Annotated in this window: 18 protein-coding genes, 1 tRNA gene and 2 rRNA genes (1 of these 21 running past the window's edge); 10 read left to right on the top strand and 11 right to left on the bottom strand. The window is 68.1% G+C overall.

Annotation, left to right across the window (positions count from 1 at the left end; all coding sequences use genetic code 11):
- Nucleotides 1–1,980: ribosomal RNA gene (locus tag FHR38_RS11960) — 23S ribosomal RNA — on the top strand; it begins 1,127 nt to the left of the window's first position.
- 79 nt (nucleotides 1,981–2,059) lie between these two features.
- Nucleotides 2,060–2,176, top strand: a 5S ribosomal RNA gene (rrf, locus tag FHR38_RS11955).
- A 99-nt stretch (nucleotides 2,177–2,275) separates the two neighbouring features.
- Here rrf and FHR38_RS11950 read toward each other — a convergent pair.
- The 7 genes from FHR38_RS11950 to FHR38_RS11920 all read right to left on the bottom strand — a co-directional run bounded on the left by FHR38_RS11950 (nucleotide 2,276) and on the right by FHR38_RS11920 (nucleotide 7,903).
- Nucleotides 2,276–2,776, bottom strand: coding sequence for a Pycsar system effector family protein (locus tag FHR38_RS11950; RefSeq protein ID WP_184534742.1), 501 nt, complete (start codon nucleotides 2,774–2,776; stop codon nucleotides 2,276–2,278).
- A complete protein-coding gene (locus tag FHR38_RS11945) occupies nucleotides 2,773–3,495 on the bottom strand; it encodes a hypothetical protein (RefSeq protein WP_184534741.1) in 723 nt (240 codons plus the stop codon). Before FHR38_RS11945 ends, FHR38_RS11950 begins: the two co-directional genes overlap by 4 nt.
- 56 nt (nucleotides 3,496–3,551) lie before the next feature.
- Nucleotides 3,552–5,612: a hypothetical protein gene (locus FHR38_RS11940; RefSeq protein ID WP_184534740.1), complete on the bottom strand. Its 2,061-nt coding sequence runs from the start codon at nucleotides 5,610–5,612 to the stop codon at nucleotides 3,552–3,554.
- Nucleotides 5,609–6,418 carry a hypothetical protein gene (locus FHR38_RS11935; RefSeq protein ID WP_184534739.1) on the bottom strand — a complete coding sequence of 270 codons (810 nt, stop codon included), beginning with the start codon at nucleotides 6,416–6,418 and terminating at the stop codon, nucleotides 5,609–5,611. Before FHR38_RS11935 ends, FHR38_RS11940 begins: the two co-directional genes overlap by 4 nt.
- Before the next feature lie 98 nt (nucleotides 6,419–6,516).
- Nucleotides 6,517–7,203, bottom strand: a complete 687-nt coding sequence (locus FHR38_RS11930; protein ID WP_184534738.1) for a Crp/Fnr family transcriptional regulator — start codon at nucleotides 7,201–7,203, stop codon at nucleotides 6,517–6,519.
- 102 nt (nucleotides 7,204–7,305) lie between these two features.
- Nucleotides 7,306–7,380, bottom strand: a tRNA-Lys gene (locus tag FHR38_RS11925).
- Nucleotides 7,381–7,510: 130 nt separating this feature from the next.
- The gene (locus tag FHR38_RS11920) at nucleotides 7,511–7,903 is read right to left on the bottom strand and encodes a DUF302 domain-containing protein (protein ID WP_184534737.1); all 393 of its coding nucleotides are present in this window, start codon (nucleotides 7,901–7,903) and stop codon (nucleotides 7,511–7,513) included.
- A gap of 122 nt (nucleotides 7,904–8,025) precedes the next feature.
- On the opposite strand from FHR38_RS11920, the gene FHR38_RS11915 reads away from it, so the two are divergent.
- From FHR38_RS11915 to FHR38_RS11895, 5 genes are all read left to right on the top strand, one after another.
- The gene (locus FHR38_RS11915) at nucleotides 8,026–8,277 is read left to right on the top strand and encodes a metal-sensitive transcriptional regulator (RefSeq protein ID WP_221449625.1); all 252 of its coding nucleotides are present in this window, start codon (nucleotides 8,026–8,028) and stop codon (nucleotides 8,275–8,277) included.
- Between the two features lie 133 nt (nucleotides 8,278–8,410).
- A complete protein-coding gene (locus tag FHR38_RS11910; protein WP_184534735.1) occupies nucleotides 8,411–9,814 on the top strand; it encodes an MBL fold metallo-hydrolase in 1,404 nt (467 codons plus the stop codon).
- 203 nt (nucleotides 9,815–10,017) lie between these two features.
- The gene (locus FHR38_RS11905; RefSeq protein ID WP_184534734.1) at nucleotides 10,018–10,608 is read left to right on the top strand and encodes a rhodanese-like domain-containing protein; all 591 of its coding nucleotides are present in this window, start codon (nucleotides 10,018–10,020) and stop codon (nucleotides 10,606–10,608) included.
- Nucleotides 10,605–11,486 (top strand): sulfite exporter TauE/SafE family protein, encoded by an 882-nt coding sequence (locus FHR38_RS11900; RefSeq protein ID WP_184534733.1) that lies wholly within the window; start codon nucleotides 10,605–10,607, stop codon nucleotides 11,484–11,486. The genes FHR38_RS11905 and FHR38_RS11900 overlap by 4 nt, the downstream gene beginning before the upstream one ends.
- Before the next feature lie 149 nt (nucleotides 11,487–11,635).
- Complete coding sequence (locus tag FHR38_RS11895) at nucleotides 11,636–12,238, top strand: class I SAM-dependent methyltransferase (RefSeq protein ID WP_184534732.1); 603 nt, start codon at nucleotides 11,636–11,638, stop codon at nucleotides 12,236–12,238.
- Between the two features lie 9 nt (nucleotides 12,239–12,247).
- Here FHR38_RS11895 and FHR38_RS11890 read toward each other — a convergent pair whose 3' ends face one another.
- The gene (locus FHR38_RS11890; RefSeq protein ID WP_246446457.1) at nucleotides 12,248–13,624 is read right to left on the bottom strand and encodes an FAD-binding oxidoreductase; all 1,377 of its coding nucleotides are present in this window, start codon (nucleotides 13,622–13,624) and stop codon (nucleotides 12,248–12,250) included.
- Nucleotides 13,625–13,747: 123 nt separating this feature from the next.
- Here FHR38_RS11890 and FHR38_RS11885 point away from each other — a divergent pair, with 123 nt between their 5' ends.
- The 3 genes from FHR38_RS11885 (at nucleotide 13,748) to FHR38_RS11875 (ending at nucleotide 17,718) form a co-directional block, all read left to right on the top strand.
- Complete coding sequence (locus FHR38_RS11885; protein ID WP_184534731.1) at nucleotides 13,748–15,850, top strand: S9 family peptidase; 2,103 nt, start codon at nucleotides 13,748–13,750, stop codon at nucleotides 15,848–15,850.
- Between the two features lie 508 nt (nucleotides 15,851–16,358).
- On the top strand, nucleotides 16,359–16,556 hold the full coding sequence (locus tag FHR38_RS11880) for a hypothetical protein (RefSeq protein WP_184534730.1): 198 nt from the start codon (nucleotides 16,359–16,361) through the stop codon (nucleotides 16,554–16,556).
- 163 nt (nucleotides 16,557–16,719) lie between these two features.
- On the top strand, nucleotides 16,720–17,718 hold the full coding sequence (locus tag FHR38_RS11875) for a DUF4352 domain-containing protein (RefSeq protein WP_184534729.1): 999 nt from the start codon (nucleotides 16,720–16,722) through the stop codon (nucleotides 17,716–17,718).
- A gap of 4 nt (nucleotides 17,719–17,722) precedes the next feature.
- On the opposite strand, the gene FHR38_RS11870 is transcribed toward FHR38_RS11875, so the two are convergent.
- Genes FHR38_RS11870 through FHR38_RS11860 form a run of 3 tightly spaced genes read right to left on the bottom strand, consistent with a single transcriptional unit; the run spans nucleotide 17,723 to nucleotide 20,582 of the window.
- Nucleotides 17,723–19,279: an FtsX-like permease family protein gene (locus FHR38_RS11870; RefSeq protein ID WP_184534728.1), complete on the bottom strand. Its 1,557-nt coding sequence runs from the start codon at nucleotides 19,277–19,279 to the stop codon at nucleotides 17,723–17,725.
- Nucleotides 19,276–20,046 (bottom strand): ABC transporter ATP-binding protein, encoded by a 771-nt coding sequence (locus FHR38_RS11865; RefSeq protein WP_184534727.1) that lies wholly within the window; start codon nucleotides 20,044–20,046, stop codon nucleotides 19,276–19,278. The genes FHR38_RS11870 and FHR38_RS11865 overlap by 4 nt, the downstream gene beginning before the upstream one ends.
- Nucleotides 20,043–20,582 carry a PadR family transcriptional regulator gene (locus FHR38_RS11860; protein WP_184534726.1) on the bottom strand — a complete coding sequence of 180 codons (540 nt, stop codon included), beginning with the start codon at nucleotides 20,580–20,582 and terminating at the stop codon, nucleotides 20,043–20,045. The genes FHR38_RS11865 and FHR38_RS11860 overlap by 4 nt, the downstream gene beginning before the upstream one ends.
- Nucleotides 20,583–20,665 lie beyond the last annotated feature (83 nt).

Raw genomic sequence — 20,665 nt, 5'->3', positions numbered from 1 at the left:
AGACAACCAGGAGGTTGGCTTAGAAGCAGCCACCCTTTAAAGAGTGCGTAATAGCTCACTGGTCAAGTGGTTCCGCGCCGACAATGTAGCGGGGCTCAAGTACACCGCCGAAGCTGTGGCATTCACATTTTTACTCGGCATCTTCCTTTGGGTGGGTGTCCAGGTGTGTGGATGGGTAGGGGAGCGTCGTGCCGGGGGTGAAGCAGCGGGGTGACCCAGCTGTGGACGCGGCACGAGTGAGAATGCAGGCATGAGTAGCGAAAGAAGGGTGAGAAACCCTTCCGCCGGATGACCAAGGGTTCCAGGGCCAGGTTAATCCGCCCTGGGTGAGTCGGGACCTAAGGCGAGGCCGAGAGGCGTAGTCGATGGACAACGGGTTGATATTCCCGTACCCGCGAAGGAACGCCCATGATGAACCTCGTTGTGCTAACCACCCGAACCGTGGGAGGTCTTCGGACCAAGCTCGGGGAGCGTGGGAACCTGGCGGGTAGTAGTCAAGCGATGGGGTGACGCAGGAAGGTAGCTGATCCCGGCCGGTGGTTGTGCCGGGGTAAGCGTGTAGCCCGCACCATAGGCAAATCCGTGGTGCATGTGGGTGAGACGTGATGCCGAGCCGATTCAGGTGAAGTCAGTGATCCTATGCTGCCGAGAAAAGCCTCTAGCGAGTTCCGAGCGGCCCGTACCCCAAACCGACACAGGTGGTCAGGTAGAGAATACCGAGGCGATCGGGTGAACTGTGGTTAAGGAACTCGGCAAATTACCCCCGTAACTTAGGGAGAAGGGGGGCCGGAGACGTGAAGCCCCTTGCGGGTGGAGCGTTGTATGGCCGCAGAGACCAGGGGGAAGCGACTGTTTACTAAAAACACAGGTCCATGCGAAGAAGTAATTCGATGTATATGGACTGACGCCTGCCCGGTGCTGGAACGTTAAGGGGACCGGTTAGTCTTTCGGGGCGAAGCTGAGAACTTAAGCGCCAGTAAACGGCGGTGGTAACTATAACCATCCTAAGGTAGCGAAATTCCTTGTCGGGTAAGTTCCGACCTGCACGAATGGCGTAACGACTTCCCTACTGTCTCAACCACAGGCCCGGCGAAATTGCATTACGAGTAAAGATGCTCGTTACGCGCGGCAGGACGGAAAGACCCCGGGACCTTTACTATAGCTTGACATTGGTACTCGAATTAGCTTGTGTAGGATAGGTGGGAGCCGGTGAAGTCCATACGCCAGTATGGGTGGAGGCAAGCTTGAAATACCACTCTGGTTGATTTGGGTATCTAACTTCGGACCGTGATCCGGTTCAGGGACAGTGTCTGGTGGGTAGTTTAACTGGGGCGGTTGCCTCCTAAAGGGTAACGGAGGCGCCCAAAGGTTCCCTCAGCCTGGTTGGCAATCAGGTGTTGAGTGTAAGTGCACAAGGGAGCTTGACTGTGAGACTGACAGGTCGAGCAGGGACGAAAGTCGGGACTAGTGATCCGGCACTTGCGAGTGGAAGCGGTGTCGCTCAACGGATAAAAGGTACCCCGGGGATAACAGGCTGATCTTCCCCAAGAGTCCATATCGACGGGATGGTTTGGCACCTCGATGTCGGCTCGTCGCATCCTGGGGCTGTAGCAGGTCCCAAGGGTTGGGCTGTTCGCCCATTAAAGCGGTACGCGAGCTGGGTTTAGAACGTCGTGAGACAGTTCGGTCCCTATCCGCCGTGCGCGTTGGATACTTGAGAAGGGCTGTCCCTAGTACGAGAGGACCGGGACGGACGAACCTCTGGTGTGCCAGTTGTCCCGCCAGGGGCACGGCTGGTTGGCTACGTTCGGAAGGGATAACCGCTGAAAGCATCTAAGCGGGAAGCTCGCTTCAAGATTAGGTGTCCCACCCACTTGATGGGGTAAGGCCCCCAGCTAGACGACTGGGTTGATAGGCCGGAAATGTAAGCCCGGTAACGGGTTCAGTTGACCGGTACTAATAGGCCGAGGGCTTGACTACTAAGTTGCTACGCGTCCACTGTGTGATTCACAGCAAACGAAACACCCTTGTGTGTGGTGTTTTGATATGTTGATAGTGTTACGGCGGTCATGGCGGAGGGGAAACGCCCGGTTACATTCCGAACCCGGAAGCTAAGCCCTCCAGCGCCGATGGTACTGCACTCGGGAGGGTGTGGGAGAGTAGGACACCGCCGGACTTCTTCTAGTTGAGGGCCACCCGTATAGGGTGGCCCTCAACTGTTTCCCCGGACAGTTTTCCCGAGCGCATCTTCAGGTAGGAAGATTTTCGCCGGTTGTTAGACCAGGCCCGAAGCGATCCAGGCCATTACCCCCACCACCAGAAGACGGATGGACCAAGCCGCCCGGGTGAACTTGCGGTAAGCAACCAGGTTGGCCGCCCAGATGTGACCGGCGAGCATCCGTGCCGTCGCGTCGTCGTCTGATGTTGTGGCAAGCCACGCGTCGATGAAACCTTGCCGATCACCTGCGTATCGCCGCGCGACGTCGTCGAAGTGGTGAAGTGCCTCCGGACCGGTTGTCTGCCGCCGTGGGGCCAGGGTGAGTAGGGTCAGCAAGGCGCTCAGAGCTGTGCTCACACTGGCGATGAACAGCAACCCCCACGACCACTCCGTTCCGTTGGTGTGATCGGTCCAGAGCTGGCTGGAGAGGAGTCCGTCTGCCGCCAGTACCGCAGTGACTTTGACGTCCGCGAACCGGATGGCCTCGTTGAGCTGTTGTAGTGCCAACCAGGCCGCGTTACTTTGTTGGGCTCCCGCACCACGCTGGACGTCGCTCACGATGTCGGCCGAGGCGGTGGCGTGGTCGGCGCCGACGGCAGACGTTCGGCCAGGTCCGTGCGATGGAAGCTGCGGAACACGACGCCCAGCTGAGCGACCAGGTGGGCCCGCTCGTCACCCTCCAGTCCAGCGAGAAACTCACCGATCAGTGTGGCGATGGCCTGCTCCCCGGCGGGTGCCCTCGTGGTCGGCGTACTGCTGCTCAGTCGGCTGGCGACCTCGTCGAAGGAACTGCTGGTCAACGCGGAGATGTCCGTTGGATGCTTGAGATGCCAGTACATGCGTGCGATGTTCGGATCTCCGAAGATCTCGTCACGGAGATAACGCAGCCGTTGGAGCTCCTGCCGTTGCCGCAGCTTTTCCCGGGCTTCCTCGCGCTGTGCCTCCTCCCAAGCCGCGGTGATCTCCTGGGCTTCCATCGAGGCGGTCAGCCGGACGTGTAGCTGGGTGATGACCAGCTTGGTACCCGTGATGCGCCTGCGGATAGATCCTTGCGCGTTGAGCAGGTCCGCCAACTCGGCGGCGGCGGTCACCCGATAGCCGGTGGCCTTTCGAGCGACGAGTTCCCGTACAGATCGGCGGATGGTGTCGACGCAGTCGTTGTCACCGCCACGCCACTGCACCGTGATGTCTGCGAGAAAGTGCGCACCCTCGACGGCGCTCGGGATGTCCCTGCTGAGGAACCGGTCCTGGTCGACAGCCGGAGGGGCAAAGGTCATCGTGGAATCGTTGGTCCAGTGACGCGGTTCGCGGCGAAACAGCTCCCACATCGTCGTCAGCTCCTCAGGGCGAGTGGGTCGGCGCGGTGCAAGGCTTCGGTGAGACGGTCCCGCAGATCGCGTCGGCCGGGCGAGGCATGGTCGTCACACACCGGCTGCCAGGTGAATGCGAGCCTGCCGATTCGGACCACCCGGCTTGTTCCACCGGTGCCACAGCGCACGGTGTCGACGAAGAACCGGATGTACCGCTCGTCGTCGCTTCCACTGCCGGCCGCCGCTTCCAGCGCGGCCGCGACGAATGCCGTACGTACCTCGGAAGGCCCGGACCCGTCGATGAGCCGGGCCGTTGCCCGGACGAGCGCCTCGCGTTGCTCTGGCACCAGATCGGCCAGGCCGACCGGGTGTGTATCGGTGGCGGCAAGGGCGTTGATAACCCGCCAGGCCGTGTCGACGCGTGCTCCGGAGTCGTCGGTCGTCCATTCGATGACCGCCTGTAGGACGTGCTGACGCAGTTTCGGGCGCTTCCAAAGGCTGGCCACGGCGGCGACGACGGCGTCCGTCACGGCGGGAAGCTGCCGGGTGGCGAGATGCCCCAGCCGGGTTAGCGACACCTTCGGGTAGAGATCTGCCAGGTCGCCCGCGCAGACTTCGGCCAGGACGGTCAACAGGCGCTCATCTCTGAGCTCTCGGGCCCACCGGTACAGCAGCGCCCGAACCTCGACACCGACCTCGTCACTGACTGCGGTGGCGATCAGGGCGTTGACGACGTGACCCTGGAGGTACGGGCGGGCGGCCCAGTGTCTCAGTTGGCTGAGCGGGCGGACATCCCGTCGCCGCAGCACCATTGTCACCATCATTTCGGTCACCCGGGCAGCAGCCACGGGAGCGCTGCGGCCGTTGCGCCGGATGATCAGTTTGGTCGCCCACTCCCAAAGGTTTCTTCGGAAGGCCGACGAGCGGTCCGCGTGAACGAAGGTAAGGACGGCGTCCGCATAGTTCGCGCGTTTGAACCGAAGGCGGCCGTTGACGATTTCGGCGCCGATGCTGTCGGTGAGGGCACGGAGACCTGCGCTGGCCAGCCCATCGAGCCGAGAGACATCAAGGTCACCGAGCTGCTTGCCCAACGCGTTGACGGTGCTGAGGATTTCGCCAGCAGGTTCTCCCTCCAACACGGCGGCAGCGACCAGGAACAGGCGGGCCCTGAGGCCCTGGTCGTCGTCGGTGAACCACTTCGCCAGTTCGTCGTCCCAGTTGCCGTAGGCCCCGCTGACTTCGTGGGCCAGATCGTCCACTCCCTTGTCTGGGTGGTTTCGCACCGCAGAGACGATGATTCCGGCCAACCGGGATGCGTCCGCTGCGCAGGCGCGTTCCAGGAGCCGGTTGACCATCGGGTGGGTTACGAGTGTGGTCGCGTCCACGTCCGCGCTGGCACACTGGCCCAGCACCAGGGCGGTGGGATCGGGGGGCGCGACCTCGATGACGGGCAGGTCGCTCTGTCCGCCGACGACGCGCCACACCGCCGCAGTGGCCGTGACGAGCAGATGCGAACCGAGGGCACGGAGATCGGCGGCATGCGCCTGTAGGACGAGGCTGAGATTAGGGCCGATGCGATCCGCCTCCCGCGGCAGCCGCAACAGTTGGACGACGCCCCTTTCCTTTGGCAGGTCGGTGCCGACGAACGGGCGGCCGGTTTCGTCGTCGAACAGGATCTGTTCGAGCCGCCATCCGGACCGGCCGAACCCGTCGAGCACTGCGACAGCCGTCGTGGTCAGTCCCGATCCGTCGGTTCCCACGAGCACCACGCACGGTTCGTGGGCCAGGAGACGTTCGACGTCGTTACGGCTCAGCCGGTCGCCGTGGCCGGTTCGGTGGAACTCCCGCTCCACGAACGTCGCCATGACCTGCGCGACGTAGGCGGAAGTCAGTCGATGTGCGGAGATCAACCGGCTCAGCAACTTGATTTCGTTGTTGATTGTCTGGTGCACACCACCGTGGACGATGCCCCCCGACACCGTCTGGCCGTAGTTGACGGTCAGCTCCGGGTTGTCGTACGACTCGTCGTCCAGGTAGTCGTCGAGGTCCTCGCTGACGTCGAGGCCGACCGGCAGAACGGTCACTGCTGTCCCCCGAACTGCTGGTGCATCCCACCATGCACGGCGCCACCCGTCACCGTCTGGCCGTAGTTCAGCCCGGTCGGGTGTGCGGCCGACGGAGGTGGTGCGGGCACCACCTCGTGGTCCGGGGCATCGCGGCCATCAGTATCCGCACCGACGCGGACCGGTCCCGGTCCGGACGGCGCTGGAAGGTGTAGCCAGGCACGCTGGGCGAATGCCTTGCCGGAGACCCGCGCCAGCACATCGACAAAGTGGTCGGGATGGAGGCCGGCGTAACCAGCGGCTACCACGTCATGGAACACCCGATCGGAGACGATCACGACAACCAGGGTCACGTTTGGGCTGGCTTCCGTGAGCACCTGTTTGACGACATCGGAGTCCAAGAGCCGGTGCGTTTCGTTGCGGGCCACGCCGTTGCCGCCATTGCCAGCCGCCGACGGATCGACCGGCAGGGGGCCGACGTGCAGGCTCACCCGTAGACGCAGTATCTGCTCACCTGGGTGGCTACGACGGTGTTCGTCGAGACGTTCCTGAAGTAGGGCTGGGAAGGGGTGAATGAGGTACGGGAGGACCCGGGTGGGCAGCCCCACGGCGAACCCGTCACCAGTGTGGCCGAAGAAGTCCGGGCTGGACCATTCTGCCTCCAGGCCGGCGCTTCGCATCGCTTCGCCTACCAGTTGCGGGATGAGGATGGCCACGTCCTCGTGTGTGCTGCCCGGTAGCTTGGTGAAACCCTTGGCATCCACAGCCAACACCGCACGATACGGCGGCAGCGGTCGGGAGTGCTCGAACGGGCGGAGCTGATTCATCGCATTCCTCTCGAACGACCCGAGTGATGCGAGCAATCGTTGCCCGATGTGCCGGGGAGTACCGCCCACTAATGGGCAGTGTCAGCGTGACCCAGATATCAGTCTGGATGATCGGCCAGGTCAGCGAGCTGGCGTAGGGCCGCGACATCGCGTATCGCCACCCGGCGTCGTTGGGTGTCGATCACTCCCTCTGACCGCAGGACGCCGAGAGCGAGGACCACGGCGTTCCGGGATGCTCCAATCAACTCTGCCAGGTCTTGTTGCGGCAGGTCGAGACTGTGCTGCTGGAGCCCGTTGCTCGCCGCCTGGTGTAGCCAGAGGAGTGCTCTGGCCAGGCGTTGGCGGACGGGAAGGATGGCGAGCTCGGTCCGCCGCAGGTCGGCCTCGCGGGACCGAGTGATGTTGTAACGAGCAAAGGCCGCAGCGACCGTGGGTCGTTCGACGAATTGCCGGAACGCGGCTCCGGTGAGCAGCCGACAGGTCAGGGTGGTCAGGGCGGAGACCGAGGCGAAGCGCCGTCGACCGTCGAGCGCAGCCCAGTCTCCGACGACGTCTCCCGCTCCCCGGATGGTGAGGATGGTGCGTCCACCGGTCGGCTCACTGCGGACCACCTTTACCGCACCACTCAGGATGACGTGCACGAACTCACCCTCATCGCCCTGTCTCAGGAGTTGGGTGCCAGCGCTGAAGGCGTATCGGTTCCCCAGGAGCCGAAGATCCGCCCAGTCTTGTGCCGCCAGGTATGCGGGGAGTCCGGAAGCAGTCTGCGCTCTGTCAAAGTTCATGGACAGAAAGTAGCGAAAATGGCTCTCTTCGATCGACCTGTGTGGAGCCCTTCGGGCTTCCTGTGCTGATTCGATCTGGGACGGGGTGGTTGAGCGTGGTGGTGGTAGGCCGCCGGGGACTCGAACCCCGAACCTATGGATTAAAAGTCCACAGCTCTGCCATTGAGCTAGCGGCCCATGCGCGCCTAGGTTACCGGATGACGGAGGGAAGGGGCTCACCACTTCCTGCGGCTCCACCCCGGGTGGCGGCTCCTCCGGTCGATGTCCGGCTGGCGGCGGTGGGATCGCGCCCCTGAGCGCTCGTGGGTCAGCCGGTCAGGCCGTCCAGCGCTGTCTGGAGTCGGTGGGTGGCCTCGTCGGCGACCGTACGCAGTTCGTCCCGGCCGGTGAGTCGTACCATCACCTGCGGGTCGAGGGCCTGGACCAGGGTGGCTGCTGGCCCGGCGGCGCGTACCACGATGTTGCAGGGCAGTAGCAGACCGATGTCCCGTTCGATGTCGAGTGCCTGGTGGGCCAGGGCCGGATTACATGCGCCGAGGATCACGTAGTCCTCCAGCTCGACGCCCAACTTCTCCCGCATCGTGGCGCTCATGTCGATTTCGGTGAGAATGCCGAATCCCTGTTCCTTGAGTGCGGCACGGACTCGGGCGACGGTGGGGTCGAACGGGTCGGGAAGGCGGATGCTGATCGCGTACGTCATCTTCTGCTCACCTCCCTGCTGATGTTGCCGGTTGGCGGCGGGTGGCGGGGGACATTCGCCAATCGGATACCCCCGGGGGTATGTTGGCTGTGGGAGGTGATGTCGTGAAGGTGCAGCAGGAGATGGTCGGCGACGCGTTGACCCGCCTGAAGCGGGCGCGGGGACAACTCAACGCGGTCATCGAGATGATCGAGGAGGGTCGCGACTGCCGTGACGTTCTGACCCAGTTGGCCGCGGTGTCCAAGGCGGTGGACCGGGCGGGCTACAAGATCATCGCTTCTGGGATGCGGCACTGCAACGCCGCCCGGGAGCGCGGGGAGCAGCCGGAGATGACCGACGAGGAACTGGAGAAGTTGTTCCTCTCGCTAGCCTGACCTGTTGAACTGATCGTCCCGGTGCGGGGGTTTCCCCGCGTCGGGTGGGTACCTGGCACATGCCCCAGAGTGGGCGACGTATGTCCCGGCAATACCCCCCGGGGTATCTCGCTTTTGAGAGGGAGTAGGGCAAATGGCGGTTGAAGTCTCGGTAATCGCGACCTCGTCACTCGGCGACCGGAGCTACCTGGCCACGGACGGCCGGATCGCCGTGGTGGTCGACCCGCAGCGCGACATCGACCGGGTACTGGACCTGGCCGGACGGCTGGGCGTACGCGTCACCCACGTGGTGGAGACGCACATCCACAACGACTACGTCTCCGGCGGGCTCGAACTCGCCCGGATCACCGGAGCGGAATACCTGGTGGCCGCTGCCGACACGGTGGCCTTCACCCGTCGCCCCGTGGCCGACGGGGACGAGGTCGAGATCTCCGACGTACTGCGGCTGCGGGTCCTGGCCACTCCGGGACACACCTTCCACCACCTGTCGTACGTGCTCGACGAGCGGGCGGGCGACGGCGGCTGGACCCCGGTCGGCGTCTTCACCGGTGGCTCGCTGCTGTTCGGCACCACCGGCCGCACCGACCTGCTGGGCAAGCAGTACGCCGATGAGTTGGCCCACCACCAGCACGCCTCCGCGCAGCGGCTGGCCGACCTGCTGCCCGACGGCACCCAGGTCTGGCCCACACACGGCTTCGGCAGCTTCTGCTCCGCCAGCCAGGCCGACGCCCCCGAGTCCACCATCGGCCGGGAGCGGACCGCCAACCCGGCGCTGCAACTCGCCGCCGACGAGTTCGTGACCGAGACCCTGGCCGGGCTCGACGCGTACCCGGCGTACTACGCGCACATGGGCGTGGCCAACTCGGCCGGACCGGCCCCGGTCGACCTCACCCCGGTCGCCCGAGCCGACGCCGCCGAACTGCGCGAACGCGTCGCCGCCGGGCAGTGGGTGGTCGACCTGCGACACCGCAAGGCGTACGCCTCGTCGCACCTCGCCGGCACGGTCAGCCTCGGCCTCGACGGGCCGATGTCGACCTGGCTCGGCTGGCTCATCGACTGGGGCGTCCCGATCACGCTGCTCGCCGAAACCCCCGAGCAGGTCGCCGACGCCCAGCGGGAACTGGTCCGCATCGGCATCGACCGCCCTGCTGCCGCAGCGACCGGCCAGCCCCGTGACTGGGCAGGTGACGCCGGTCAGCTGCGCGAACTGGCTGTTGCGGACTTCCCCGCGCTTGCCGCCGCGCAGACCGGGAACGTACCGGCCGGCCTGCCGGAACCCGCGGCGGTGCTCGACGTACGGCTGACCAACGAGTGGCGCGACAGCCACCTCGAGGGGGCCGTGCACATCCCGCTGCCCGAGCTGCCGGACCGGCTGGCCGAGGTGCCGGAAGGGGCGGTCTGGGTGCACTGCGGCTCCGGCTACCGCGCCAGCGTCGCCGCATCCCTGCTGGCCAACGCCGGTCGGCAGGTGGTCCTGGTCGACGACTCGTTCGCCCACGCCGGACCGGCCGGAGTCGCACTGGTCAGCGGGGCGTGACCGCTAGCCAGCCGGGTTTGACCGCTGGCCCGGCCGAACTCGCACTGGTCAGCGGGGCGTGACCGCTGGCCCGGCCGGGCGCGACGACTGGCCCGGCCGGGCATGACTGCTGTCCCGGCCGGGCGCGACCGCTGGGCAGCGGGTGGTTGGCCGTCCGCTGCCCAGTCCGGCACCTGATGATCCCTACTACCGACCGAGGAACCATGAGCACCAGCGCAATCATCGACTCCGCGACCCTGCGGGAACTCATCGACGCAGGCCGGGCACCCCGCATCCTGGACGTACGGACACCGGCCGAGTTCGAGACCTCGCACATCCCCGGCGCGTACAACGTGCCCCTCGACCTGCTCCGCGAACACCGGGCCGAACTGCTGGCCCACCTGGACGAGGACGTCGTCCTGGTGTGCCGCTCCGGTGCCCGGGCCGCCCAGGCCGAGCAGACCCTCGCCCAGGCCGGACTCAGCAACCTCAAGGTGCTGGGTGGCGGGATGATGTCCTGGCAGGCCAGCCAGGCACCGTTGAACCAGGGGCGGGCCCGTTGGGACCTGGAGCGCCAGGTACGCCTGGTCGCCGGTGCGATCGTGCTGGTCAGCATCCTCGCCTCGGTGTTTGTACCGGGCCTGAAGTGGGTGGCCGCGTTCATCGGGGCCGGGCTGACCTTTGCCGCGCTGACCAACACCTGCGCGATGGGCATGCTGCTCAGCAAGCTGCCCTACAACCGGGGAGCCAGCTGTCGGGTGGACACCATCGTCAGCCAGCTCCGGGACGGGACACCGACCACGAGCCGGTCATGAGCGGGGTGGCGCTGACCGTCGGGCTGGCCGTACTCATCGGGGTCAGCCTGGGCCTGCTCGGCGGCGGCGGTTCGATTCTCGCCGTACCGCTGTTGGTCTATGTGGCCGGTCTCGAAGCGAAGGAGGCGATCGCCACCTCCCTGCTGGTGGTCGGCGTCACCAGTGCCGTGGCGGTCCTGCCGCACGCGCGGGCGGGACGGATCAGGTGGCGGACGGGCCTGATCTTCGGCCTGGCCGGGATGGTCGGGGCGTACGGCGGTGGCCGGCTCGCCGCCCTCATCCCGGCCGGCATCCTGCTGACCGGGTTCGCGTTGATGATGCTGGCCACCGCCACCGCGATGATCCGGGGCCGGCGTCGGGCCGAGGGGGCCACCGCCGAGGCCACCAGCGAACTGCCACTCCTGCGGGTCGTCGCCGACGGGGTGGTGGTCGGCCTGGCGACGGGACTGGTCGGTGCCGGCGGTGGCTTCCTCGTCGTACCGGCTCTCGCGTTGCTCGGTGGGTTGCCGATGCCGATCGCGGTCGGCACCTCCCTGGTGGTGATCGCGATGAAGTCGTTCGCGGGGCTGGCCGGCTACCTGTCCAGCGTGCAGATCGACTGGGGGCTTGCCGGGGCGGTGACCGTCGCCGCCGTGGTCGGCAGTCTGCTCGGCGGTCGTCTCGCCGGTCGGATACCGGAGAACGTGCTGCGCCGGATGTTCGGCTGGTTCGTGGTGGTGATGGGCGTGTTCGTCCTCGCCCAGCAGGTGCCCCGGCCGGTGCTGGCCAGCCCGTGGCTGTGGTGCGCGACGAGCGCCGTCGGCGGGGCGGCCGTGGCGCTGCTCGCCTGCCGGATCGCCCGCCGCCGGCCTGTGGCCGTCCCGGCCACCACGGTGTGAGGAAGGGTTCCTTCTGATCGCTTTCCGCCTTGGAAGGGGCCCTTCCTGACTCGGGGTGCCCGGGTTGTCGCCGGTGGATGCCCGCAAATCGGTGCTGGCGGCGGGGCTCATGTTCTACTCGATGGATCAAGTGCGGAGGAATGGCGGCGATGGAGAGCACCGACTGGGATGCCCGGTACGCGGCCTCGCCCGACCTGGTCTGGACAGGCGAGCCGAACCGGTTCGTGGTGGAGGAACTCGCCCCGCTGACACCCGGTACGGCGCTGGACCTGGCGGCCGGCGAGGGACGTAACGCGGTCTGGCTCGCCAGCAACGGCTGGCAGGCCACCGCTGTCGACTTCTCCGAGGTCGCCGTGGTTCGGGGACGCGGACTCGCCGAGGAGCGCGCCGTACCGGTGCGATGGGAGGTCGGTGACGTGCGTGAATACGTACCGCCGGCCGGGGCCTTCGACGCGGTACTGGTGGCGTACCTGCATCTGCCCGCCGTCGAACTGGCCGGAGTGTTGGGCCGGGCGCGGGCAGCACTGGCCCCGGGCGGCACTCTGCTCGTCGTGGGGCACGACGTGGCCAACCTGACCGACGGGGTGGGTGGGCCGCAGGATCCGGGCTTGCTCTACACCCCGGATGGGATCGTCGCCGCCCTCGACGGGCTACAGATCCGGCGCGCCGAGACCGTCCGCCGGCCGGTACGGATCGAGGACCGGACCGTCGACGCGCTCGACACGGTCGTGGTGGCGGCCCGCCCCAGATAGCGCACGGAGTCAGCTGTCGCCCGGATAGCGGCCCGGGGCGAGCCGCCGGTACGGGTCGAAGTGCTCCTTGATCCGACGTCGGGCCGACAGGTCGGGCAGCGCTCCCCACAGGTCGACGGAGCGGCGTACCGCCGGCGGGGCGGTGACCACCACACAGCTGCCGTCGCGGGCGAGCAGTACCCCGCGCATCGCCGCGAGGATCGCCGCCACCCGGTGGGGTGGCGTGCGGGGCGGCAGTACGGCGTACACGACGCCGAGGCCGGCCGCGCCGCGTACCGGCACCGGTGCGCCGACCGCGTCCCGCAGTGCGTACACGGCGGCGTGTAGGTCGCCGACGGGCACGGCGATGCGCAGGGCGATGTCGTCCGGGCCGAATGGGTATCGCTGCCACCAGGGCGGTGGCGAGTCGGTGGCCTCGGCCCGGTCGCCGAGCAACCTGCGCAGGCGGGCCGCGTGCGTGGTTACCTCGGCGGAGTCGCCTTCGAGCAGGATAGTGAGGCTGCCGGCGGGTGGCCCGGAGTGGCTACGGCGAGCAGCGGCCCAGCCGGAATCCACCGGCCGCCCCGGAGCGGCGGGTGGACCGGGGGCAGCGGACAGGTCGAGGTCGGCGGGCAGGTCGAGTTCGATGGCGGCGGGGGCCAGCGGGGTAGCGAGAATCTCGCCGACCAGGGTGTGCATCTCCCATGGTGTCCACACCGGACGTGACACCCACAGCCGGCGGGCGGGGACAGGCCGTACCCGGAGCGTGGCCGAGACCAGCACCCCGAGCGCACCGTACGAGCCGCACAGCAGTCGGGCCAGGTCGTACCCGGGAGACTCGCCCGCCGCCCAGCCACCCGCATGGGTCGGCACCCCGGCCGCGTCGACGTAGCTCACCCCCATGACCTGGTCGCCGGGGGTGCCGTGCCGATGGCACAGTGGCCCGACCTCGTTGGTCGCCAGCACCCCGCCGACCGTCGCGTCCACCGACCGGACATCGACGGCGAGTCGATGGCCGTGCTTCCCCAGTGCCGCCTGGACGGCCCGCAGCGGGGTGCCCGCTCCCACCTCGACGGTCTGCTCCTGCCGGGACCAGCGATGGATTCCGGCCAGTCGACCGGTGTCCAGCACGATGTCCAGCTGGGTCGGGGCGGCACCCCAGTCGAGTTTGGTGCCGGCACCTCGGGGCACCACCGTCAGGTCGTGGTCGGCTGCGGTCCGGAGCACCGCCCCGACCGCACTGGCCGTTGCGGGGGCCGCCACCCAACGGGCGGGTGCGCCGCCCACCTCGTCGGCCGGCCCGGCCGCGCGGGTGAACCCCAACCCGCAGATGTGGGCGAGCCGCCGGACGACGTCCACGTCCGACTCCGGGGATATGGATCTCATGCCATCCGCCACGTGCGACATCGTACATATGTTCGAACGATTCGCCATGCTCGTAAGTCTGTCGGTTCGGCGTCAGATGCTCCGCCGCCGATCACCGGCAGTGTGCGATCGCGGTCGGCGTGTCGCGACGGTAACGTGGCCGGGGTGACGACCGAGACGACCGCCAACCCCCCCGTCGCCAAACGGGTCCCCACCGAGCGCACCCACCACGGCGACACCTTCATCGACGAGTACGCGTGGCTCGCCGACAAGGACGCCCCGGAGACGATCGCCCACCTGACGGCGGAGAACGCCTACACCGAGGCCAGCACGGCGCATCTGGCGGCGTTGCGGGAGACGCTGTTCGCCGAGACGAAACAACGTACCCAGGAGACCGACCTCTCGGTGCCCGCCCGCAAGGGCGACTACTGGTACTACCTGCGCACGGTCGAGGGGCAGCAGTACGGCATCCGGTGCCGGCGGGCGGTACGCGACGGTGAGACCGACCCCCCGATGCCGGCCGCCGGTACGCCGCTGGACGGCGAGGAGATCCTGCTCGACAGCAACGTGCTGGCCGAGGGGCACGACTTCTTCGCCCTGGGCACCTTCGACGTCAGCCCGGACGGACGCTGGCTGGCCTACTCCACCGACTTCGCCGGCGACGAGCGGTTCACCCTGCGGGTCAAGGACCTCCAGACCGGTGAGGTGCTGCCGGACGAGGTGCCGGAGACCTTCTACGGCAGCGCCTGGTCAGCCGACGGCTCGATCCTGTTCTACCTGACGGTGGACGACGCGTGGCGACCCAACCGGGTGTGGCGGCACGTCGTGGGCACCCCGGCCAGTGACGACGTGGTCGTCTACGAGGAGCCGGACGAGCGGTTCTGGGTGGGGGTGGAACTCACCCGCTCGGAGAAGTTCATCCTCATCGACATCCACAGCAAGATGACCAGCGAGGTACGGGTCATTCCGGCCGGCAACCCGACCGGCGAGCCGGCGGTCGTCGCACCCCGACGGCAGGGGGTCGAATACCAGGTCGAGCACCACGGTCACCGCTTCCTGATCCTGCACAACGACGGCGCCGAGGACTTCGCCCTGGCGTACACCTCGGCGGACGCACCCGGTGACTGGGTGCCGATGATCGAGCACTCGCCCGGCACCCGGCTGGAATCCGTCGACGCCTTCGCCAACCACATCGTGGTGTCGGTGCGGACCGAGGGGCTGACCGGGATCCGGGTGCTCACGGTCGGCAGCACCGACCCGTACGACATCGAGTTCCCCGAGCCGCTCTACAGCGTGGGCCTGGACAGCAACCCCGAATACCAGACCACTGCCATCCGGTTCCACTACAGCTCGCTGATCACCCCGGACTCGGTCTACGACTACGACCTGGTGACCCGGGCGATGGTGCTGCGCAAGCGGCAGCCGGTGCTGCCCGGGCCAGACGGGCGGTCGTACGACCCGGCCGACTACGAGCAGCACCGGGACTGGGCGCTGGCCGACGACGGCACCCGGGTGCCGATCTCGCTGGTCTGCCGGGCCGGTACGCCCCGGGACGGTTCGGCTCCCTGTGTCATCTACGGCTACGGGTCGTACGAGGCGAGCATGGACCCGTGGTTCTCCATCCCCCGACTGTCCCTGCTGGATCGGGGTGTGGTGTTCGCCGTCGCGCACGTGCGGGGCGGGGGTGAGCTGGGCCGGCGCTGGTACACCGAAGGCAAGCTGCTGGCCAAGAAGAACACCTTCACCGACTTCGTGGCCTGCGCCCGACATCTGGTCAAGTCCGGCTGGACGGCGAGCGAACGGCTGGTCGCCCGGGGCGGCTCGGCCGGCGGGCTGCTCATGGGCGCGATCGCCAACCTCGCGCCGGACGCCTTCGCCGGCATCGTCGCGCAGGTGCCGTTCGTCGACCCGCTCACCTCGATCCTCGACCCGTCGCTGCCGTTGACGGTCACCGAGTGGGAGGAGTGGGGCAACCCGCTGGCCGACCCCGAGGTGTACGGCTACATGAAGTCGTACTCGCCGTACGAGAATGTGGCCGCCGCCGACTATCCGGCGATCCTGGCGATGACCAGCCTGAACGACACCCGGGTGCTCTACCACGAGCCGGCGAAGTGGATCGCCCGGCTGCGGGCGGTGGCACCGGACGGGACGTACCTGCTGAAGACCGAGATGGAGGCCGGGCACGGCGGGCCGAGCGGCCGCTACAACGCCTGGCGCGAGGAGGCGTTTATGGCCGCCTGGATTCTGGACCGGCTCGGCGCGGCCTGACCGTCACCTTGCCGGCCAGCGGCCTGACCGCCACCTTGCCGAGTCTCTGAGGGGTCGCCCGCGCGGGCGACCCCTCAACGCGTCGCGGTGGTTCCGTAGCTGGCACGTTGCGGCCGATGAACGTATCGGGCCAGGTGCACCAGCTACCGGCTCCACAGGAGTACGCCCGAGGGCTACCTTCCCGCCTGGCGAATAGCTCCACGGGCCGATGACGTGGCAGATGCGAGCCGGCACGGTCTAGGCGCATTGTCTAGACAGCGGGAGGGCATATGGCGGCACCAATCGCGGCGCGCCTCGACCGAGTACGAATAACGCGCCGACGCATGCTTGGAGCGGCACTGGCGGTTGGGGCCGCCGTGCCGATCGGCACCATGAGCCACGCGTCGGAGGTGCGGGCCACCCCGGGTCCGGTGTAGCTCACCCTGCCCGTACCCACCGGGCCGTACCCGGTGGGTACGGTGCAGCCGCCGGCGCGGTTCACTCGTTGTACGGCGACGTGCAGATACTGATGCCACAGCTGGCGAGAGCCGTTGGGATGGGCGACGAGGAGCTTCGGAACTGGATCGGCACCCTCGATCCGGCCCGGGCCCTGCGGATCCAGCAGGCGCACCCGCTTGCGTTCTTCGACCTGCATCTGCGGGGACGGCGGGGACACCTGCTCGACGGCCCGAGCGCGAACTTCCCGGAGGTGAAGTTCATTCCGTGAGGCGGTGGACCGCGGCGCTCAGTCCCGCGCCGCGGTCCGTCCCGCCGATGGGGTGCAGGTCCCACCGTCGGGCAGCCGCGACAAGAATGGCAATCGTCAGGGGATGAATAGGGCGAAAGTCTAGAATTTCCGCAAAGTGCTTCGCGCAACTCGGGGGATCGCGATGACCACGCCCGGACCGGCAGACGACGGCTCGACCCAATCCGGTGTCGGGCCCGCCCGCCAGCCGGGCGACAGCGGGGAGCAGCCGCCCGGCGGGCCGGTGGAGGGGGAGGCCCGGCATTGGGAGTGGGCGATCGATCCGCCGCCTCCGCTCGGCCCCAACCAGGAGCCGATGCCGGACCCGGTCGCCGACCGTACGGTGGACGAGCCGCAGCCGATCGACGTCACCGCACCCCAGCCCACCGTTGCCGAAGCGCACCGCTACGTCGCCGAGCCGTACCGGAGCGAGACAGGGGCCGGCCAGCCGCCCGTCGTCGAGCCCCGGCCTCCGGACTGGTCCACGCCGGAGACCCGGTACATCGCACCGCCGGTCGGCGGTCCGCCCGCCGGCCCGCCCCCGCCCTCGCCACCCGGTGACTGGCAGCCGCCGGGCGATTGGCAGCCGACCGGCGGCGGGCCTGCTCCGACGGCCAATCGGCGACTCTGGCTCGTCCTCGGCATCGTCGCCGCGCTGTTGTCCTGCGCCTGCGTCGCGGCCGCCGCGACCGCGCTCTTCATGGGCTGGGACGCCCTCGCCGAGATCAGCGAGGAGCGACCGCAGGTGGTCGGCCTGCACGAGCCGGCCCGCGACGGGGACCTCGAATTCGAGGTACGCGACGTGGAGTGTGGAATCGGTCAGATCGGTGACCCGTTCGTCAGCCAGGACGCGGTGGGCCAGTTCTGTGTGGTCGAGTTGGCGGTCCGGAACCTCGGTCAACGGTCGGCTGTCATCACCGACTCGCTACAACGGGCGTACGGGCCACGGGGCGTGCAGTTCCGCCCGGACAGTGCGGCCGGATTCCTGGCCAACGTCGACCAGCAGGGCTTCCTGTCCGAGATCAACCCCGGTAACCAGGCCATCGGGGTGATCGTCTTCGACATCCCGCCGGACTCCCGGATCATCCGGCTCGAACTGCACGCCACGCCCACCTCCAAAGGGGTGGTGGTCCGTAACAAGTGACCGGTCAGGTCGTGCGTAGCTCCTCCACCGCCGTACTGCCCCGGAGGAAGAGCACCCCGATCATGGCGGCCAGCAGGATCATGCCCAGCGCGCCGGCGCCGTACAACGCGAGATCGTCGAGCGGTACGGCTACCGCCTGGGTGAACTCCGGCGCGACCACGGTACGGCGGGGCGCGCTATGGGCGGTGGGGCCGGTGCAGACCTCCACGGGGGCGTCACAGTACGAGCTTGATCCACGATATCTGGGCTGCGGAAAGATGCCCCGGGACAGCAGCAGGCCGACGGTCGACGCCACCAGGATCGCGGGGACGGCAGGGGTCATCGCCTGCCAGACGATCGACCGACCGAGCACCGATCGGGGCACACCGGTCGCCACCAGTGCCGCGTACGCCCGGTGTCGGGCGACGACACTCTCGACGATGGCGATCAGCAGCCCACCTACGGCGATGACCAGTGCGACTACCACCGCGAGGTTGATTAGATCCATGGTCTGTAGATAGAAGCTGTCACCGGTTACGGGCTCAGTCGTGCGCCCCTCGACCTGATCCCAGAACCGCTGACTAGCAGCGGACACCTGGTCGTTGGCGACGAAGTAGGCCCGGATCCCGGCTGCCCCGGCACCGAAGAGCACCGCGGCCAGCAGCGCGGCGAAGGTGCGGCTGCCCAGCCACGGATCACTGGTCAACCGGCGGGCGGCCAGCAGCGTGGCGGGTCGCCGGGCGAACCGGTGCAGCACCCGCCCGGTGGTGTGGGAGAGCCAGGCGGTGCCGAGCACCACGCCGATCATGGCGAGCAGCCCGCCGCCGATCAGCAGGAGGGGCACCAGGCCGGACGGCATCGTCCGGTCGGTCCGGGCATGCCACTGGACGAGCGGCTGGATGGCGGCGAACGCGGCCAGGCCGAGCAGGATGAGCAGCCCCGGCCAGGGGCGGGGGGCACGGTCGCGTCGGGTCCGGCGGGTCACCCCGAGCGGGGTCACCGAGACCCGACGCAGCATGACGACGGTGGCCAGGGCGGCGATCAGCGGCATGTCGAGGACCACGGCGACCAGCGCACCAGCCGAGGGCAGTACGTCGGTGGGCAGCATCAGCCGTCCCTCGGCGTCCGGCCGGTGCAGCAGCCACCGGCCGACGAGGTAGATCGCGAGGCCGGTCGTGGTGCCGAGCAGGCTGGCCGTACCGGTCTCGGCGGCGGCGATGATGCCGACCTGGCGGGGGGTGGCACCGGCCAGCCGGATGGCGGCCAGCCGGCGGTCCCGGGCCGGAGCGCCGAGTCGGGCGCACTGGCCGGCCAATGCCAGCACCGGGATGGTGAGCAGCAGCAGGGTGAAGGCGACCCCGGGGCGCAGCCCTGGCTCCCGCAGCAATGCGTTGGTGTATTGCGTCGACCAGGTCTCGCCCCCGGTCTCGCCCGGCTCGCCCGCAGCGGGAATGGCCAGTACGGTCAGGGCGGCCAGCAGAACGAGCGTGGCCAACGCGGCGCTGAATCCGGTGAGCAGCACTCGGAGCGTGTCGGTACGGGTGCCGGCCAGCGCGAGGCGGAGCAGGGTCGATGGTGTCATCGGTGGTAGCCGCCTACCGGGGGCGTGGCGGGACCCAGTCCGGTCTGGTCGACCACGCCGTCGCGGAGCATGATCTCCCGGTCGGCGTAACCAGCCACTCGGGCGTCGTGGGTGACCAGCACGACCGTGGTGCGCTGTTCCCGGGCCAGCCGGACGAGATGGCCCAGCACCTGTTCGCCGCTGAGCGTGTCCAGCGCACCGGTCGGCTCGTCGGCGAAGAGTGCCCGTGGCTCCGTGACCAGTGCCCGCGCGGTGGCACAGCGCTGTTGTTGGCCGCCGGACATCTCGCCGGGGCGCTTGTCGGCCAGGTCGGCCACGCCCAGTCGGTCCAACCACGACAGCGCGGCGGTCCGTGCTTCTCGCCGCCCCGTGCCGGCGAGAAGCAGTGGCAACGCGACGTTCTCCGCCGCGGTCAGCTCGGCGACGAGTTGGCCGAACTGGAACAGCACCCCGAAGTCGGTCCGACGCAGCTTCGAGCGGGCGGCCTCCGACCAGGTGTCGATGCGTTGGCCCCGGTAGGTCACCTCACCGGAGTCCGGTCGCAGGATGCCGGCGAGGCAGTGCAGCAGCGTCGACTTGCCGCAGCCACTGGGACCGGTGACGGCGACGAGTTCGCCTTCTGCGATGTCGAGGGTCACCCCGCGCAGGGCGGCGGTCTGGCCGTACGAGCGGACCACCCCACGGGCCTGGAGCAGCGGCGGTGGAGCAGCGGCGTCGAAGCCGGGCTGTCCCGAGCGTCCGTAGCGGACCTCACCATGAACGGTCATGCCGCATGCACCTCCCGGTGCCAGTCGGCGACCCGGTCCAGGGTGGTCTGCAACCACCGCAGGTCCGCGTCGAGATGGGCGATGGCGAAGTCGGCGGCGATCACGTCACCGAGGGCGGCGCCCGGATCGGTCTTGACCCGGGTCAGTTCGCGGAGCCGGGTGGTGTGTGCCTGCCGTTGGGCGGCGAGGTAACGCCGGGCGGGCTCCACGTCGGTCACCAGCAGGGCGACGACGACCTTGGCGAGCAGGGTGCTGCTGACGTACGGCGCGGGGGGCTCCACGGTCTCCAGCCAGTTCGCCAGCGCGCCCCGGCCGTCCTCGGTGGCGGTGTACGACGTCCGGTCCGGCCCGCTCTCGCGGTCGTGGCTGGCCGGCTCGATCAGCCCGTCCCGTTCGAGCCGGCCGAGGGTGGCGTAGACCTGCCCGTACGCCAGCGGCTTGGCCTGGGGCAGTCGCTGGTCGTAGGCGTGTTTGAGCTGGTAGCCGTGTTGGGGGCGGGTGGTGAGCAGGCCGAGCAGCACGTGCGCCGTGGACATGGACGACACTATTCACTGAGAGAATAGTGTCGTCAAGTGCCCGGCTGACATGTTTGGCCGCTTGTCGGGCTCCCGTGCTGTGT

The sequence above is a fragment of the Micromonospora polyrhachis genome (genome assembly GCF_014203835.1).
Classification (GTDB): Bacteria; Actinomycetota; Actinomycetes; order Mycobacteriales; family Micromonosporaceae; genus Micromonospora_H; species Micromonospora_H polyrhachis.
This window is presented reverse-complemented; position numbering and strand designations above follow the sequence as displayed.

Coding starts and splice junctions, on each gene's coding strand:
- FHR38_RS11875 (WP_184534729.1), top strand. CDS start 16,720: ATGACCACGCCCGGACCGGCAGACGACGGCTCGACCCAATCCGGTGTC.
- FHR38_RS11865 (WP_184534727.1), bottom strand. CDS start 20,046: ATGACCGTTCATGGTGAGGTCCGCTACGGACGCTCGGGACAGCCCGGC.
- FHR38_RS11935 (WP_184534739.1), bottom strand. CDS start 6,418: ATGAATCAGCTCCGCCCGTTCGAGCACTCCCGACCGCTGCCGCCGTAT.
- FHR38_RS11915 (WP_221449625.1), top strand. CDS start 8,026: ATGGTCGGCGACGCGTTGACCCGCCTGAAGCGGGCGCGGGGACAACTC.
- FHR38_RS11930 (WP_184534738.1), bottom strand. CDS start 7,203: ATGAACTTTGACAGAGCGCAGACTGCTTCCGGACTCCCCGCATACCTG.
- FHR38_RS11920 (WP_184534737.1), bottom strand. CDS start 7,903: ATGACGTACGCGATCAGCATCCGCCTTCCCGACCCGTTCGACCCCACC.
- FHR38_RS11895 (WP_184534732.1), top strand. CDS start 11,636: ATGGAGAGCACCGACTGGGATGCCCGGTACGCGGCCTCGCCCGACCTG.
- FHR38_RS11890 (WP_246446457.1), bottom strand. CDS start 13,624: ATGTCGCACGTGGCGGATGGCATGAGATCCATATCCCCGGAGTCGGAC.
- FHR38_RS11910 (WP_184534735.1), top strand. CDS start 8,411: ATGGCGGTTGAAGTCTCGGTAATCGCGACCTCGTCACTCGGCGACCGG.
- FHR38_RS11880 (WP_184534730.1), top strand. CDS start 16,359: ATGCCACAGCTGGCGAGAGCCGTTGGGATGGGCGACGAGGAGCTTCGG.
- FHR38_RS11905 (WP_184534734.1), top strand. CDS start 10,018: ATGAGCACCAGCGCAATCATCGACTCCGCGACCCTGCGGGAACTCATC.
- FHR38_RS11900 (WP_184534733.1), top strand. CDS start 10,605: ATGAGCGGGGTGGCGCTGACCGTCGGGCTGGCCGTACTCATCGGGGTC.
- FHR38_RS11945 (WP_184534741.1), bottom strand. CDS start 3,495: ATGACCTTTGCCCCTCCGGCTGTCGACCAGGACCGGTTCCTCAGCAGG.
- FHR38_RS11860 (WP_184534726.1), bottom strand. CDS start 20,582: ATGTCCACGGCGCACGTGCTGCTCGGCCTGCTCACCACCCGCCCCCAA.
- FHR38_RS11870 (WP_184534728.1), bottom strand. CDS start 19,279: ATGACACCATCGACCCTGCTCCGCCTCGCGCTGGCCGGCACCCGTACC.